The organism is Aeromonas sp. SG16 (assembly GCF_024436135.1).
GTDB classification, from domain to species: Bacteria; Pseudomonadota; Gammaproteobacteria; order Enterobacterales; family Aeromonadaceae; genus Aeromonas; species Aeromonas jandaei.
Genome location: NZ_JANFNW010000002.1, coordinates 64,004 through 79,389, shown reverse-complemented (window position 1 = coordinate 79,389; position 15,386 = coordinate 64,004). Strand labels below are relative to the sequence as shown.

The window sequence follows — 15,386 nt, the reverse complement described above, 5'->3', positions numbered from 1 at the left end:
CCTTTTCGCAATGATAAAGAGGCGAAACGGGAAAGAGATACCCTATACCGCCAGAGGATCACTCCTCGTCGTGATAACGCACCAGTCGCTTGGGCGCGACACGGCCATCATCATCAATCTCGCCGACACCGATGAACTCGCGCTCCGGGCCGACTGTCATGCGAACCTGACCGCTGGCCGGAGCCCCCGGTACCTGCACCGCCTGCCCCTGATTCACATAGGCAGCGACTACCGCCAGCATGTTCACCTCGGGCAGGGATGCCACGGCTGTATCCATCGGCAGCAGCAGCGGATCGAGCACTTCGCGCGGCGGAATGGTCTCGTTCTTGGCCTGCTCGAAAATGCACTCGAGCTGCTCCAGGGTCAGCATCCGCTCATAGGGATAGCTGGCAACCTGGGTGCGGCGCAGCTGGGTGACGTGAGCGCCACAACCCAGTACCTCGCCCAGATCATCGACCAGAGAGCGAATGTAGGTACCCTTGCTGCAGTGCACTTCCAGCTTCACCTCGTCCCCTTCGAAGCTGATCAGTTTCAGCTCGAAAATGGTGATGGGACGGGCTTCACGCTCAATCTCGATCCCCTCGCGGGCATACTCGTAGAGCGGACGGCCGTTGTGCTTGAGCGCGGAGTACATGGAGGGTACCTGCATGATCGGGCCGCGGAACTGGTCCAGCGCCTCAATCAAGGTCCCCACAGCCACATTGACCGGACGGGTCGCAACCACTTCACCATCGGAATCGCTGGTATTGGTGCGCTCACCCAGTTTGGCCGTCACTTCGTAACGCTTGTCGGCATCCAGTAGATACTGGGAAAACTTGGTGGCCTCGCCGAGGCAGATCGGCAGCATGCCGGTCGCCAGCGGATCCAGCGCACCGGTATGACCGGCCTTGGCGGCGTTATAGATACGCTTGACCTTCTGCAACACATCGTTGGAGGTCAGACCGGTCGGTTTGTCCAGCAGCAGAATGCCGTGAACATCACGGCCCTTGAAACGACGTCTTCGAGTCATCTCAGCCTTTATCCTCAGCGTTATCATCCGCAGCCACGTCGGACTCTTCGTCACGACCCGACTCCGCCATGCGGCGCTTGTCTTCACGGATGGTATTGGTCACCAGGTTGGAGAGACGCATCCCCTCAACCAGCGTCTGATCATAGAAAAAGCGCAGCTCGGGCACCACGCGCAGACGCATGGCACTGCCCAGCAGGCTACGGATGTAACCGGCCGCTTCGGTCAACGCCTTGAGCCCTTCACTGATGCGCTCGGCATCATTTTCCAGCTGCAAGAAGGTGACATAAATCTTGGCGTAGTTAAGGTCACGGGACACTTCCACATCGGAAACGGTCACCATGCCAATGCGCGGGTCTTTCACCTCGCGCTGCAGGATCAGCGCGATTTCACGCTGGATCTGCTGTCCGACCCGACGGGTCCGGCTGAATTCTCTGGCCATATTCTATCCTGCGATAAAAGGGGGCCATGGCCCCCTATTTTGTCTGACTCTCGGCTTACAGAGTCCGTTGGATTTCAACGGTCTCGTAAACTTCGATCTGGTCGCCTTCGCGTACGTCGTTGTAGTTCTTGACCGCGATACCACACTCGTAGCCGTTCTTGACTTCGTTGACGTCATCCTTGAAGCGACGCAGGGATTCCAGCTCGCCTTCATAGATAACCACGTTGTCGCGCAGAACGCGAATACGGTTGGAGCGCTTGACCACACCTTCGGTAACCATACAGCCGGCAACTGCGCCAAACTTCGGTGATTTGAAGACGCTGCGCACTTCGGCCAGACCGATGATCTCCTGACGATACTCGGGAGCCAGCTTGCCGCTCATGGCCTGCTTCACTTCGTCGATCAGGTCATAGATGACGGAGTAGTAACGCAGATCCAGGCTCTCGGCTTCGATAACCTTGCGAGCAGAAGCATCGGCACGCACGTTGAAGCCAACCAGGATGGCGCTGGAGGCAGCAGCCAGAGTCGCGTCGGTTTCGGTGATACCACCTACGCCGGAACCCACGATCTTCACCTTCACTTCGTCGGTGGAGAGCTTGACCAGCGCATCGCAGATCGCTTCCACAGAACCCTGTACGTCGGCCTTGATCACCACATTCACTTCGGAGACTTCGCCTTCGGTCATGTTGGAGAACATGTTCTCCAGCTTGGCCTTCTGCTGGCGAGCCAGTTTGACTTCGCGGAACTTGCCCTGACGATAGAGAGCCACTTCGCGGGCTTTCTTCTCGTCACGAACCACAGTCGCTTCGTCACCGGCAGACGGAACACCGGACAGACCCAGGATTTCCACCGGCAGGGACGGACCCGCTTCCTTGATTTCGCGGCCCAGTTCGTCACGCATGGCACGGACACGACCGTATTCGAGACCACACAGAACGATGTCGCCCTGACGCAGAGTACCTTCCTGAACCAGCACGGTCGCAACCGGACCACGGCCCTTGTCGAGGAAGGATTCGATGACCACACCGTTGGCCATGCCGTCGACCACGGCTTTCAGCTCCAGCACTTCGGCCTGGATCAGAATGGCTTCCAGCAGGTCGTCGATGCCCTGGCCGGATTTGGCAGAAACGTGCACGAACTGGCAGTCTCCACCCCAATCTTCGGACATGACGTTGTAACGAGCCAGCTCGGTCTTGACGCGGTCCGGATCTGCTTCCGGCTTGTCGATCTTGTTGACGGCAACAACCAGCGGCACACCGGCAGCCTTGGCGTGCTGGATAGCTTCGATGGTCTGTGGCATCACGCCGTCGTCAGCTGCAACAACCAGAACAACGATGTCGGTCGCCTTGGCACCACGAGCACGCATGGAGGTAAACGCCGCGTGACCCGGAGTATCCAGGAAGGTGATCATGCCGCTATCGGTCTGAACATGGTAAGCACCGATGTGCTGGGTAATACCACCGGCTTCGCCAGCAGCAACCTTGGCCTTACGGATGTAGTCCAGCAGCGAGGTCTTACCGTGGTCAACGTGACCCATGATGGTCACAACCGGCGCGCGCGGCTTGGCTTCGGAGGTCTCGTCACGATCGGACAGTACCGCCTCTTCCAGCTCGTTCTCGCGACGCAGCACAACCTTGTGACCCATCTCCTCGGCGACCAGCTGAGCGGTCTCCTGGTCGATCACCTGGTTGATGGTGGCCATGGCGCCCATCTTCATCATCGCCTTGATGACTTCAACACCCTTGACGGCCATCTTGTTGGCCAGCTCGGCCACTGTGATGGTCTCGCCGATGATGACGTCACGGTTGACGGCAGCAGCAGGTTTGTTGAAGCCGTGCTTCATGGCGTTCGGGGTAGCAACCTTGCCACGCTTGCCCTTGCGAGCGCGCGGATCACGGGAGTTGCGGTCGTTGCGATCATCGTCGCGACGGCCAACTTTCTTCGGACCTTTAGCGGCAGCGGCAGTACGACGGCTGCTCTCTTCCTTGCGATCCAGCTCATCTTCAGCAGCCTGGGCGTGCTTGGAGGTGGTCACATGGTAGTCGCTGCTCTCTTTGGCGCGGGCTGCTTCTTCTTCAGCCCAGCGGGCTGCATTCTGCTCTGCCATGACACGAGCCTCTTCGGCTTTCTTGGCGGCGAGCTCTTCAGCTTTTTGCAAAGCTGTCTGTTCCTGTTGGCGCTTCAGTTCTTCTGCTTCGCGCTTGGCCATCTTTTCTGCCTCTTGCTGAGCTGTGCTACTGGCTGCTTTGGCGGGCTGTTGAGCCTGTCGAGCCTTTTGTTGTGCCTCGATTCGCGCCTTTTCCTCAGCTTCACGACGAGCCTGCTCAGCCTCACGGCGAGCCTTCTCTTCCGCTTCGAGACGGGCCTTGTCTTCGGCCTCGCGACGAGCTTTTGCTTCTGCTTCCAAACGCGCTGTTTCCTCGGCTTCCGCCTGACGCTGTTCTTCTTCCAGCGCCGAACGTCTTACATAGGTGCGAGATTTGCGTACTTCTACCTGCACTTCTTTGTTCTTGCCGCCAGTACCCTGCACACTGATGGTGCTTTTGGTCTTGCGCTGCAAAGTCATGCGAGCAGGAGCGGCAACCTCGTCACCACCGTGCTGTTTCTTCAAGTGTGCCAGCAGAGTCTGCTTTTCAGACTCGCTAACCATGTCGTCGGCCTTGCTCTTGCTGATACCGGCATCGACAAATTGCTGGAGAAGACGATCAACCGGTGTGTCGATGTCAGTGGCAAGTTGTTTGACTGATACTTCTGCCATTCATTTTCCTCCGTTTGATCTTACTTAAGACTGCTCTTCTCCGAACCAACAGATATTGCGAGCAGCCATAATGAGCTCACCAGCCTTCTCGGCAGTCAGCCCTTCAATACCAGCAAGGTCATCAATACCTTGCTCAGCCAAATCTTCCAGGGTACCAACACCACGACCGGCCATCGCGTAAGCCAGTTCGCGACTCAGACCGTTCAGATTGAGCAGGTCTTCAGACGGCTCGACGCCATCGAAGGACTCCTCTTTGGCCAGTGCCTTGGTGGTCAGGGCATCTTTGGCACGCTTGCGCAGCTCTTCGACCATGTCTTCATCCAGACCGTCGATAGCCAGCAGCTCGTTAACCGGTACGAAGGCGATCTCTTCCAGAGTGGAGAAGCCCTCTTCCATCAGCAGGCCGGCGAAATCGTCGTCGATGTCCAGAGTGCTGGTGAACAGGTTCATGATGCGGTCGTTTTCAGCCTGGTGCTTGGCACGCATGTCCTCGACGGTCATCACGTTCAGCTCCCAACCGGTCAGCTGGGAGGCCAGACGCACGTTCTGACCGTTGCGACCGATGGCCTGAGCCAGGTTGGCGGCTTCCACGGCGATATCCATGGTGTGGTTGTCTTCATCAACGATGATGGAGGCCACATCGGCAGGCGCCATGGCATTGATCACGTACTGGGCGGGGTTGTCATCGTACAGCACGATGTCAGCGCGCTCACCGCTCAACTCGGCGGAGACAGCTTGCACACGGGCGCCACGCATACCGATACAGGCACCGATCGGGTCGATACGACGATCGTTGGTCTTCACCGCAATCTTGGCGCGGGAACCCGGATCACGGGCAGCGCCCATGATTTCGATCATCTCTTCACCGATTTCCGGTACTTCGATGCGGAACAGCTCTTTCAGGAAGTCAGGGCTGGAGCGGCTGACGAACAGCTGGGAACCACGCGCTTCCGGACGTACTGCATACAGCAGGCCGCGCACGCGGTCACCCGGACGGAAGGTTTCACGCGGCAGCATGTCGTCGCGGAAGATCACGGCCTCGGCATTGCTGCCCAGATCCAGGATCACGTTGTCGCGGTTGCTCTTCTTGACCACACCGCTGATGATGGTGCCTTCTTTGTCCTTGAACTGGTCAACGACTTGTGAACGCTCGGCTTCGCGCACTTTCTGCACGATAACCTGCTTGGCAGTTTGGGTAGTAATACGGTCGAAGGTGACAGAATCGATCTGGTCTTCAACGTACTCACCGATCTGGATCTCCGGCTGCTCGATTTGGGCTGCTTCCAGAGTGATCTCGGCGTAAGGGTTCTCCATTGCGGCTTGATCCGCAATCACCACCCAACGGCGATAGGTGTCGTAGTCACCGGTCTTGCGATCGATTTCAACGCGCACTTCAATCTCGCCTTCATATTTCTTCTTGGTCGCAGTCGCCAGCGCAGTCTCCAGAGCCTGGAAGATCTTCTCGCGGGGTACAGCTTTCTCGTTGGATACTGCGTCAACGACCAGCAAAATCTCTTTATTCATATCCGATAGCCTCGTTAACCAAAGTTCGGCACAATGTTCGCTTTTTGGATATTGGTGAAAGCCAACACTTCGTCCTTACCATCTACCGTCAGAGTGATCATGTCGCCCTGTACGGCTTTGATTACGCCTTTGAACTTGCGGCGGTTGTTTGTTGCCATCCGAAGCGTTACCGCCGCCTCTTGGCCAACGTATTTTTCGAACTGGGCAACCTTGAACAGGGGGCGATCCAGACCCGGGGAAGATACCTCGAGGTAATACTCCTCGGTGATAGGATCTTCTACGTCCATAATGGCGCCAACCTGATGGCTGACCTCAGCACAGTTCTCAACGGTCACGCCCTGCTCGCCGTCGATATAGACGCGCAAGGTGGAGTGTTTACCCGCGCGGATAAACTCAATACCCCAAAGTTCAAAACCCAAGGCAACGACCGGAGCCTCGAGCAGATCGGTCAAACGTTGTTCCAACGTAGCCAAAGTCACCCTCCGAAAAACAAAAAAAGGGCATAAAGCCCAGATAGAGATCGATTCAGAATAAATCGCACATAACAAAAAGCCCCGATGTCAAATCGGGGCTTGGCGCTTTACCCTGATTGTCGCCTCGCAGCGACCGCCTTCCTGAGCGTAGGAAATGCGTGAAATTTGGTTGCGGGGGCCGGATTTGAACCGACGACCTTCGGGTTATGAGCCCGACGAGCTACCATGCTGCTCCACCCCGCGTCCGAAATCGTGCGAGATTATAGCCACTTCATTCTTTCTATACAAGACTGACTTGGCTATAACATCCCGGTTACCCGGGTCACTGCTTAATTGGTGCCGTGGGCGGGACTCGAACCCGCACACCCTAGAGCACTACCCCCTCAAGATAGCGTGTCTACCAATTCCACCACCACGGCAAAACTCTTACTCGGGAACGTCAGTATCTTTCTTCACTGGCGCTTTGGTCTGCTCAACCTGTTGGGTTTGTTGCAGATTTTCCCATTCACTGCCCTGTTTGACCTTGTTGCTGGACATAGATCCAAGCACCAGGCTTATTACGAAAAACAGAGTAGCCAAAATTGCTGTTGTTCGGGTCAGGAAGCTACCTGAACCACTGGAGCCGAATACTGTGTTCGATGCCCCTGCGCCAAAGGAGGCGCCCATATCAGCCCCTTTACCTTGCTGAATCATCACCAGACCAATGAGAGCCAGTGAAACCAGCAGATAAACGACCAAAAGAATCTCGTACATTTAACTTGCACCCTTTGCCGCTTCAACAATTCCTAAAAACGCATCGCTATCTAGACTCGCTCTGCCAATCAATCCGCCATCTACGTCGGGTTGGGCAAACAAATCTCTCGCATTGGTCGGCGTCACGCTCCCACCATAGATGATTCTGATCTTCTCACCTATTACCGGAGTATCCTCCGCCAAGCGACCACGAATAAAGGAATGAACCTCTTGTGCCTGCTCGGGTGTGGCGCATTTACCTGTACCTACAGCCCAAATCGGCTCGTAGGCGATGATAGCATTATCGAAAGCCATCGCGCCATTTTTCTCTATGACGATGTCCAGCTCTTCTGCGATGACCTCGAAGGTTCTTCTCGCTTGCCTTGCTGCACCTGACTCACCCAAACAGAGGATGGGAATCAGACCTGCCGCTCTGGCAGCCGCAAACTTCTCTGCGACGATAAAGCTGGTCTCACCAAAGAGACGCCTGCGCTCGGAGTGCCCTACCAATACGTATCGACACCCTGCCTCGACCAGCATCTCACACGAAACTTCACCCGTGTAAGCGCCCGTCGCGTGCTGGCTCACATTCTGAGCCCCCAACCTTATCACCTTCTGCTCATTGAGCATTGAAGCGGTAAAGTCGAGATGCACATGGGATGGACAGAGAACAACATCTACATCACCATCAACACCTTTCAGGCACTGACTCGTAAACTGCTCTAACTGCGACCTACTACCGTGCAACTTCCAGTTGGCTGCTACAAACGGCTTGCGATGTCCCATCGGCAACTCCCTTGCGAAAGCGGGGCTGATAATATCCAGAGGATTGTCAGCTGACAAGTGCTATTTTCATTTTTTTGAATCGATTGAACAAGATACAACCAGGGCGGCTAAAAAGCCGCCCTGAGCGCTCATTAAAACGCCGATTCGACCTGATCGGCAATGCGCTGAGCCATATCACGCACCTGTTGCTCGTGCTCCCCTTCCACCATGACCCGGATTAGCGGTTCGGTACCTGATTTACGCAACAGCACTCGGCCACGACCGCCCAGCTCCTGTTCCACCTTGGCGACCTCCTGCTTGACTGCTTCTGCAGCCAGCGGATCCTTGCCTTCGGCAAAGCGGACATTCACCAGTACTTGCGGGAACTTGCTCATGCCGGAGCGCAACTTGGCCAACGGCATCTCGGCACTGCGCATGGCAGTGAGCACCTGCAGGGCGGCCACGATGCCATCACCCGTGGTGGTCTGATCAAGACAGATGATGTGACCGGAGTTCTCGCCACCGATACGCCAGCCCTTCTCTTCCATCATTTCCAGCACGTAGCGGTCGCCCACCTTGGCGCGGGCAAACGGGATACCCAGTGTTTGCAACGCCAGTTCCAGACCCATGTTGGCCATCAGGGTACCGACGACACCGCCCTTGAGACGACCGTTGCGCAAGGCGTCCCGTGCGATGATATAGAGGATCTCGTCACCGTCGATCAGGTAGCCGGTGTGATCCACCATGATTAGGCGATCACCGTCACCATCGAATGCCACGCCGAGATCCGCCTTGCACTCCAGCACCTTGGCAACCAGAGCCTCGGGGGCAGTCGAGCCAACACCATCGTTGATATTGAGACCATCCGGAGAGCAGCCCATGGTGATCACTTCGGCCCCCAATTCGCGGAACACAGAAGGCGCGATATGGTAGGTTGCCCCATGACCACAATCGACCACCATCTTCAACCCGTCCAGATTCATATTGGAAGGGAAAGTGCTCTTGCAGAACTCGATATAGCGGCCAGCAGCATCATCGATACGCAGCGCTTTGCCGAGCTCGGCGGATTCGACACACTTGAGTTCATGATCGAGTTCAGCTTCGATTGCCATCTCGACTTCGTCAGGCAGCTTGGTGCCGTCTGCGGAGAAGAACTTGATGCCGTTGTCATAGAAGGGGTTGTGCGAGGCGCTGATAACGATGCCGGCCTCGGCACGGAAGGTGCGGGTCAGGTAGGCAACGGCCGGAGTGGGCATGGGGCCCATCAGTATGGCTTTGAGACCGGCGGCAGATAGACCCGCTTCCAGCGCTGATTCCAACATATAGCCAGAGATTCGGGTATCTTTGCCAATCAGCACCTTCTTGGTGCCCTTCTTGGAGAGCACCTTGCCCGCGGCCCAGCCCAGCTTCATTACAAAATCAGGAGTAATGGGATATTCGCCGACTTTGCCGCGCACACCATCTGTGCCGAAATACTTTCTTGCCATTGTCTGTTCTCTTTTATTATCTGGAAATAAAATCTTGTCCCGTCATGGCCTGCCAGCCAACCCGCAACGCATCCATGGTCTCCCGCACATCGTGAACCCTGATGATCCTGGCTCCGTGCTGCATGCCGATAAGGGCACAAGCCAGACTGCCAGCCAGACGTTCACCCACAGGGCGGTTCAGCAGGTTGCCTATCATAGACTTTCGCGACATTCCCACCAAGAGCGGAAGACCGTAGTCAAGCAACTCTCGCTGGGCGGCCAGCAGCTGATAGTTGTGTACCAGCGTCTTGCCAAAACCGTAGCCCGGATCCAGCAACAGCTGCTCACGGGCTATCCCGGCGGCCAAGCAGGCTGCAATCCGTTCGTCAAAGAAGGCTTTCACCTCCCCCACCAGATCGTCATAGTACGGCTCGACCTGCATGGTTCTCGGCTGCCCCTGCATGTGCATCAAGCAAACCGGAACGCGCGCTTCAGCGGCAGCATCGAGCGCTCCCGGCTCCAGCAGCGCCCTCACATCATTAATCAAATGAGCCCCAGCCTTGCAGCCTTCTCTCATTACTACCGCCTTGGAGGTGTCAAGCGAGAGCATCACATCACATTCGCTCACCAGTCGTTCAACAACCGGGATAACCCTGTCCAGCTCCTCCTGCTCACTCACATCCGGCGCTCCCGGACGGGTCGACTCGCCACCGATATCGATAAGGGTCGCCCCATCCGCCACCATTTGACGGGCATGGGCCACAGCCCGTTCAATCTGGTTGAAATGGCCACCATCGGAGAAGGAGTCGGGAGTCACATTGAGGATCCCCATCACCTGGGGACGTTCGAGGGAGAGGCTCAGCCCCTTGCTAATCAGCTGCATCTTCACTTCCATTCGCAAAATAAAAACCCCGGGCAAGCCCGGGGTTTTCAACAACAGGATTTATTTAGCCGGGATGTCATTGGCCTTGTCGATATTGGCATCCGCAACCGGCGCACTCTCGTCCGCAGCTGCCGGCTTGGGCTCGGCAGCAACAGTTGATCCGCCTTGTGGCGTATCTCCGTGCTCGTCGTGCCAGTTGCTCGGGGCACGAACCTCGCGACGGGCCATCAGATCATCGATCTGCTTGGCATCGATGGTTTCGTACTTCATCAGCGCATCTTTCATGCTGTGCAGTACATCCATGTTATCCAGCAGGATCTGCTTGGCGCGGTCGTAATTGCGATCAATGACCTGCTTCACCTCGGCATCGATGATGCGGGCTGTGTCATCGGACATGTGCTTGGCCTTGGCCATGCTGCGACCGAGGAACACCTCGCCATCTTCTTCCGCGTAAAGCATCGGGCCAAGACGCTCGGACATACCCCACTGGGTCACCATCTTGCGTGCGATGTCGGTAGCACGCTCGATGTCGTTGGACGCGCCGGTAGATACCTTCTCGGCTCCGTAGATCAGCTCTTCCGCCAGACGACCGCCATACAGACTGGAGATCATAGACTCCAGATGCTGCTTGGAGTGGCTCCAGCGATCCTGCTCAGGCAGGTACATGGTCACACCCAGCGCACGACCGCGCGGAATGATGGAAACCTTGTAGACAGGGTCATGATCCGGCACCACGCGACCGATAATGGCGTGACCCGCTTCGTGATAGGCCGTCATCTCCTTCTCGGACTCTTTCATCACCATGGAGCGGCGTTCTGCGCCCATCATGATCTTGTCCTTCGCCTTCTCGAACTCAGCCATGGAGACCACACGGCGGCTCTCGCGAGCGGAGAAGAGCGCAGCTTCATTGACCAGGTTGGCCAAGTCAGCACCGGAGAAGCCGGGAGTACCACGGGCAATCAGTGCCGGGTTGACATCATCAGCCAACGGAACCTTGCGCATGTGCACTTTCAGGATCTGTTCACGGCCACGAACATCCGGCAGACCAACTACAACCTGACGGTCGAAACGGCCCGGACGCAGCAGTGCCGGATCCAGTACGTCAGGACGGTTGGTGGCAGCAATGACGATGATGCCTTCATTGCCCTCAAAGCCATCCATCTCGACCAGCATCTGGTTCAGAGTCTGCTCACGCTCATCGTGACCACCGCCCAGACCGGCGCCACGCTGGCGACCGACTGCGTCGATCTCATCGATGAAGATGATGCAGGGGGAGGATTTCTTGGCCTGCTCGAACATGTCGCGTACCCGGGAGGCACCGACACCGACGAACATCTCCACGAAATCGGAACCCGAGATGGTGAAGAAAGGCACCTTGGCCTCACCCGCAATGGCCTTGGCCAGCAGGGTTTTACCGGTACCGGGAGGGCCTACCAGCAGTACGCCGGTCGGGATCTTGCCACCCAGTTTCTGGAATTTGCTCGGGTCGCGCAGATAGTCGACCAGCTCCTTCACCTCTTCCTTGGCTTCATCGCAACCTGCAACATCGGCAAAGGTAGTCTTGATCTGATCTTCACTCATCAGGCGAGCCTTGCTCTTGCCAAACGACATGGCACCTTTGCCACCGCCGCCCTGCATCTGACGCATGAAGAAGACCCAGACACCGATCAGCAGCAGCATCGGGAACCAGGAGATGAAGATAGAGGTCAGCAAAGACGGCTCTTCCGGCTTCTCGCCCATCACCTTGACGTTGTGATTGAGCATGTCGTTGAGCAGCTGGGGATCCGGCGCCGGAATGATGGTGGTGAAACGCTCACCAGTACGCTTGACGCCATTAATGACCTTACCGTCCATCCGCACTTCACGGATCTGCTCTTGGGTCACCTCTTTAACGAAGCTGGAATAGTCCAGCTGGCGACTTGAGGTATCGCTGGGGCTGAAGCTATTGAATACCGACATCAACACGACGGCGATGACCAGCCACAGGATTAAATTTTTCGCCATGTCACTCAAATCAGTAACCTCGCAGACTGACAGTTAACGATGAAGGTTAGGGTACTACAGTTTAAAACCGGTAGCCACAATGTAGACTTCCCGTGAACGAGCGCGGGACGAGTCTGGTTTACGAATCTTGACAGAGGTAAAAAGTTGACGAATTTCATTGAGATAGGCATCAAACCCCTCTCCCTGAAACACTTTCACCACGAAACTGCCGTCACCGCGCAATACCTGATTGCACATGTCCAGCGCCAGTTCGACCAGATACATGGAACGGGCCTGATCCACCTGCTGGGTACCGCTCATGTTCGGCGCCATGTCGGACATGACGACATCCACCTTGTCCGGGCCAACCCGTTCTAGCAGCGCGCCCAGTACAGCTTCCTCCCGAAAGTCGCCCTGAAGGAAATCGACACCGGCGATGGAATCCATCGGCAGAATATCGCAGGCGATCACCCGCCCCTTGTCACCGACCTGATCGATGGCGAACTGGGACCAGCCACCGGGGGCCGCCCCCAGATCCACCACCGTCATGCCCGGCTTGAGCAGTTTGTCCTTGCCCTGGATCTCGTCGATCTTGAACACGGCACGGGATCTCAGTCCCAACTTCTGGGCTTTTTTGACGTATTGATCGTCAAAATGCTCTTTTAACCAGCGGGTTGAACTGGGGGAATGTTTTTTCTGGGTCATGATAATCGACTTTAAAAAACCACAAGGGTTATTAGTATTAAGGGCTAAGTGGGGGTAGAATACGCCCCTTTCAACCCTGACTTATGAAGAAATTGCGATGATTCTCAACAACAAACAGAAACAGTACCTCAAGGGCCTTGCCCACAGCCTCAAACCTGTCGTCCTGCTGGGTCAGCATGGTCTGACCGAAGGCGTACTGGCCGAGATCGATCTGGCACTGAACCATCACGAGCTGATCAAGGTTAAGGTTGCGTCTGAAGATCGTGAGATGAAACAACTGGTTATGGATGCCATCGTCCGTGAAACCGGTTCAGTCAAAGTACAGAGCATGGGCCATGTGCTGACCATTTATCGTCAGGCCAACGAACCCAAGATCCAGCTGCCCCGCAAATAAAAGGAAAGAGCGCTGCTCTTTCCTTCTTCCACTTCTTCCCGAGTCGCTTGCCAAAGTAGTCGCCAACCCCTTAACCTGCGATGAATACTTCCGGACACGCGCTATGGCTCACCATCAAATTCTAACCGACGATGAGCTGGCCATGCTGCGGGACTTGGGGAGCAATCAGGAGAGTCATCTCCTGAGTGGTCACCTCGACGGCCCCATGCTTGGCTTGCTGCAAAAAGCCGACAACCTCGTACTCGAAGCCCGCTTCGCAGGACACCAGCTACGCTTTCCCCTCACCTTTACCCAAAGAGAAGATGGCTTTATCGAGCCATGTCTATCTGCTCCGGTGATCAGGGAGCTGGGGTTTGCCCGTCCTCGCGCCTGGCGACTCAGCCAGAAAGCGCGCTTGCGTACCGAGCAAGGGCACTATCAGGTGCTCAGCCTCTCCCTCAACGGGCTCATCGTCGAGAACATGCCTCTCGGCATGGTGGCGGATACACAGCTCAACGGCGAACTCTGTCTCGATGAGGAGGAACCTCTGCCACTGCAGGGACGATTGGTCAGGTTAATCAAATCCAACCCGGCCAGCGCCACCTGGGCACTCAGCTTCCAGATGAGCGAAAGCGACATAGAGCGCCTGCGCCACTGGTTGTTTCAACGTCATCAGGATGCCTTTACCGAGGCCTATCAGGCCGGGTAAAGAGAAACAGGGGAGCACCAGCTCCCCTGTCCAATCAAATACTGCAGCGCTTAGAGATAAGCGACTTCCAGCACTTCGTACTCCACGTCACCAGCCGGAGTCTTGACGATGGCCACATCGTCTACTTCCTTGCCGATCAGGGCGCGGGCAATCGGTGAATTGACGGAGATAAGGTTCTGTTTGATGTCGGCCTCATCATCACCCACGATGCGGTAGACAACCTCTTCCTCTGTCTCGCTCTTGAGCAGGGTCACGGTCGCGCCAAAAATGATGCGGCCATTGTTGGTCATCTTGGTGACATCGATCACCTGGGCATTGGAGAGCTTGGCTTCAATCTCCTGAATGCGGCCTTCACAGAACCCCTGCTGCTCGCGGGCAGCATGGTATTCGGCGTTTTCCTTCAGATCACCGTGCTCACGGGCATCGGCAATCGCTTCGATAATCTGGGGACGCAGCTCGGTCTTGAGATATTCGAGCTCTTCGCGCAGCTTCTCAGCACCGCGAACAGTCATCGGAGTATGGTTCATAGTCGAAACCTGGGTTGCTTGAAAATAGAAGCTGCGGCGATCAGCAAGAAAGCCGCAGCAGTCGGTTCGGATGAGGCATCTTAATATGAAGCCGGCACAAAATCCATGTCAGCTCCCTGATGCAGATCTCGCTTTGCTACTCATCATCACTCTGCTTTCGGCACCGAGATGGGAGTCGAGACAGTGGGCTTGCCCTGCATGATGGAGATCTCCACGCGCCGGTTCGCCCGCCGGTTCTCCGGGGTATTGTTGGGCAGCAGCGGCTGGGAATCTGCCATCCCCTGCACCACCAGCCGCCCCTGATCAAAACCGGGCACCTTGATCATCTGGTGAGCGACCGCTACCGCACGCTGGGTTGAAAGCTCCCAGTTTGACTGGAACAGCTCGTCATGGGTTGCCACGTTATCGGTGTGGCCAGAGATGGTGATCTCCCCCGGCACATCCTTGAGCAACTCGGCAACTTTACGGATAACCGGCCAGAACTGAGGCTGCAGAAAAGCCGATCCGGCAGGAAATGACGCCTTCTCCCGGATCCTGATGATGATCTGCTGACCCAGCGCCTCGATCTCAATCGCCCCATCCTGGATCTGGGACTTCATCTGTTCGGCGAGCGCTTTAGCCAGCTCATTGGATTGTTGCTGCGCCTGGTGCGCATCCTGAGCCGTATCACCACCGGTCTGCTTGCCATCGGTTTTGTCCTGCCCGCCAGCCTGATCCGACTCGCCGGGCAGAAACTCCAGCTCGGTCTGGGTCATGTCGATGGTCTGCTGCATGATGGTATCTATGGGGGTCGGCTCCGGCCGGCCCGGTCGAAACTCCTGGGCAATCACCGAGGTTCCCTTGGGAATATCCTTCACTTCCAGAATATTCTGCACGCCGAATGCCTTCTCCATGGAACCGGCAATCTGCTTGAACTTCTGTACATCCATCTCGGCAAACGAGAGCAGCAGCACGAAGAAGCACATCAATAGCGACATCAGATCGGCGAAAGTCCCCATATAACCGGGCAACCCCGGTGGCGGACATTTGCATTTGGACAT

The 15,386-nt window shown here is 56.4% G+C and carries 15 protein-coding genes and 2 tRNA genes; 2 read left to right on the top strand and 15 right to left on the bottom strand.

Going from position 1 to position 15,386, the window contains the following annotated elements; all coding sequences use genetic code 11:
- Positions 1-58: 58 nt before the first annotated feature.
- The 13 genes from truB to rlmE all read right to left on the bottom strand — a co-directional run bounded on the left by truB (position 59) and on the right by rlmE (position 12,737).
- A complete protein-coding gene (gene truB, locus NOM67_RS07485; protein ID WP_033114162.1) occupies positions 59-1,009 on the bottom strand; it encodes a tRNA pseudouridine(55) synthase TruB in 951 nt (316 codons plus the stop codon).
- 1 nt (position 1,010) lies between these two features.
- Positions 1,011-1,448, bottom strand: a complete 438-nt coding sequence (rbfA, locus tag NOM67_RS07480; protein WP_033114161.1) for a 30S ribosome-binding factor RbfA — start codon at positions 1,446-1,448, stop codon at positions 1,011-1,013.
- A gap of 55 nt (positions 1,449-1,503) precedes the next feature.
- Positions 1,504-4,206, bottom strand: coding sequence for a translation initiation factor IF-2 (gene infB, locus NOM67_RS07475; RefSeq protein ID WP_041207983.1), 2,703 nt, complete (start codon positions 4,204-4,206; stop codon positions 1,504-1,506).
- A gap of 24 nt (positions 4,207-4,230) precedes the next feature.
- Complete coding sequence (gene nusA / locus NOM67_RS07470; RefSeq protein ID WP_041207982.1) at positions 4,231-5,730, bottom strand: transcription termination factor NusA; 1,500 nt, start codon at positions 5,728-5,730, stop codon at positions 4,231-4,233.
- 14 nt (positions 5,731-5,744) lie between these two features.
- Positions 5,745-6,203: a ribosome maturation factor RimP gene (gene rimP / locus NOM67_RS07465; RefSeq protein WP_005343544.1), complete on the bottom strand. Its 459-nt coding sequence runs from the start codon at positions 6,201-6,203 to the stop codon at positions 5,745-5,747.
- Positions 6,204-6,369: 166 nt separating this feature from the next.
- A tRNA-Met gene (locus NOM67_RS07460) sits at positions 6,370-6,446 on the bottom strand.
- A gap of 91 nt (positions 6,447-6,537) precedes the next feature.
- Positions 6,538-6,622 (bottom strand) — tRNA-Leu (locus tag NOM67_RS07455).
- A 7-nt stretch (positions 6,623-6,629) separates the two neighbouring features.
- Positions 6,630-6,956 carry a preprotein translocase subunit SecG gene (gene secG, locus NOM67_RS07450; protein WP_005343541.1) on the bottom strand — a complete coding sequence of 109 codons (327 nt, stop codon included), beginning with the start codon at positions 6,954-6,956 and terminating at the stop codon, positions 6,630-6,632.
- Complete coding sequence (gene tpiA / locus NOM67_RS07445; protein WP_156852436.1) at positions 6,957-7,721, bottom strand: triose-phosphate isomerase; 765 nt, start codon at positions 7,719-7,721, stop codon at positions 6,957-6,959.
- A 131-nt stretch (positions 7,722-7,852) separates the two neighbouring features.
- Entirely contained in the window at positions 7,853-9,187 is a 1,335-nt protein-coding gene (gene glmM, locus NOM67_RS07440) for a phosphoglucosamine mutase (protein WP_033114157.1), read from the bottom strand.
- 16 nt (positions 9,188-9,203) lie between these two features.
- The gene (gene folP, locus NOM67_RS07435; RefSeq protein ID WP_255935469.1) at positions 9,204-10,049 is read right to left on the bottom strand and encodes a dihydropteroate synthase; all 846 of its coding nucleotides are present in this window, start codon (positions 10,047-10,049) and stop codon (positions 9,204-9,206) included.
- A 60-nt stretch (positions 10,050-10,109) separates the two neighbouring features.
- Positions 10,110-12,062, bottom strand: a complete 1,953-nt coding sequence (ftsH, locus tag NOM67_RS07430) for an ATP-dependent zinc metalloprotease FtsH (RefSeq protein ID WP_041207977.1) — start codon at positions 12,060-12,062, stop codon at positions 10,110-10,112.
- A gap of 45 nt (positions 12,063-12,107) precedes the next feature.
- Complete coding sequence (gene rlmE / locus NOM67_RS07425) at positions 12,108-12,737, bottom strand: 23S rRNA (uridine(2552)-2'-O)-methyltransferase RlmE (protein WP_255935466.1); 630 nt, start codon at positions 12,735-12,737, stop codon at positions 12,108-12,110.
- 97 nt (positions 12,738-12,834) lie between these two features.
- On the opposite strand from rlmE, the gene yhbY reads away from it, so the two are divergent.
- The gene (gene yhbY, locus NOM67_RS07420) at positions 12,835-13,131 is read left to right on the top strand and encodes a ribosome assembly RNA-binding protein YhbY (protein ID WP_033114153.1); all 297 of its coding nucleotides are present in this window, start codon (positions 12,835-12,837) and stop codon (positions 13,129-13,131) included.
- A 103-nt stretch (positions 13,132-13,234) separates the two neighbouring features.
- On the top strand, positions 13,235-13,819 hold the full coding sequence (locus NOM67_RS07415; RefSeq protein ID WP_104015571.1) for a PilZ domain-containing protein: 585 nt from the start codon (positions 13,235-13,237) through the stop codon (positions 13,817-13,819).
- 50 nt (positions 13,820-13,869) lie between these two features.
- On the opposite strand, the gene greA is transcribed toward NOM67_RS07415, so the two are convergent.
- Positions 13,870-14,346 carry a transcription elongation factor GreA gene (gene greA, locus NOM67_RS07410; protein WP_041207974.1) on the bottom strand — a complete coding sequence of 159 codons (477 nt, stop codon included), beginning with the start codon at positions 14,344-14,346 and terminating at the stop codon, positions 13,870-13,872.
- 146 nt (positions 14,347-14,492) lie between these two features.
- Positions 14,493-15,386 carry a flagellar motor protein MotB gene (locus NOM67_RS07405; RefSeq protein ID WP_104015572.1) on the bottom strand — a complete coding sequence of 298 codons (894 nt, stop codon included), beginning with the start codon at positions 15,384-15,386 and terminating at the stop codon, positions 14,493-14,495.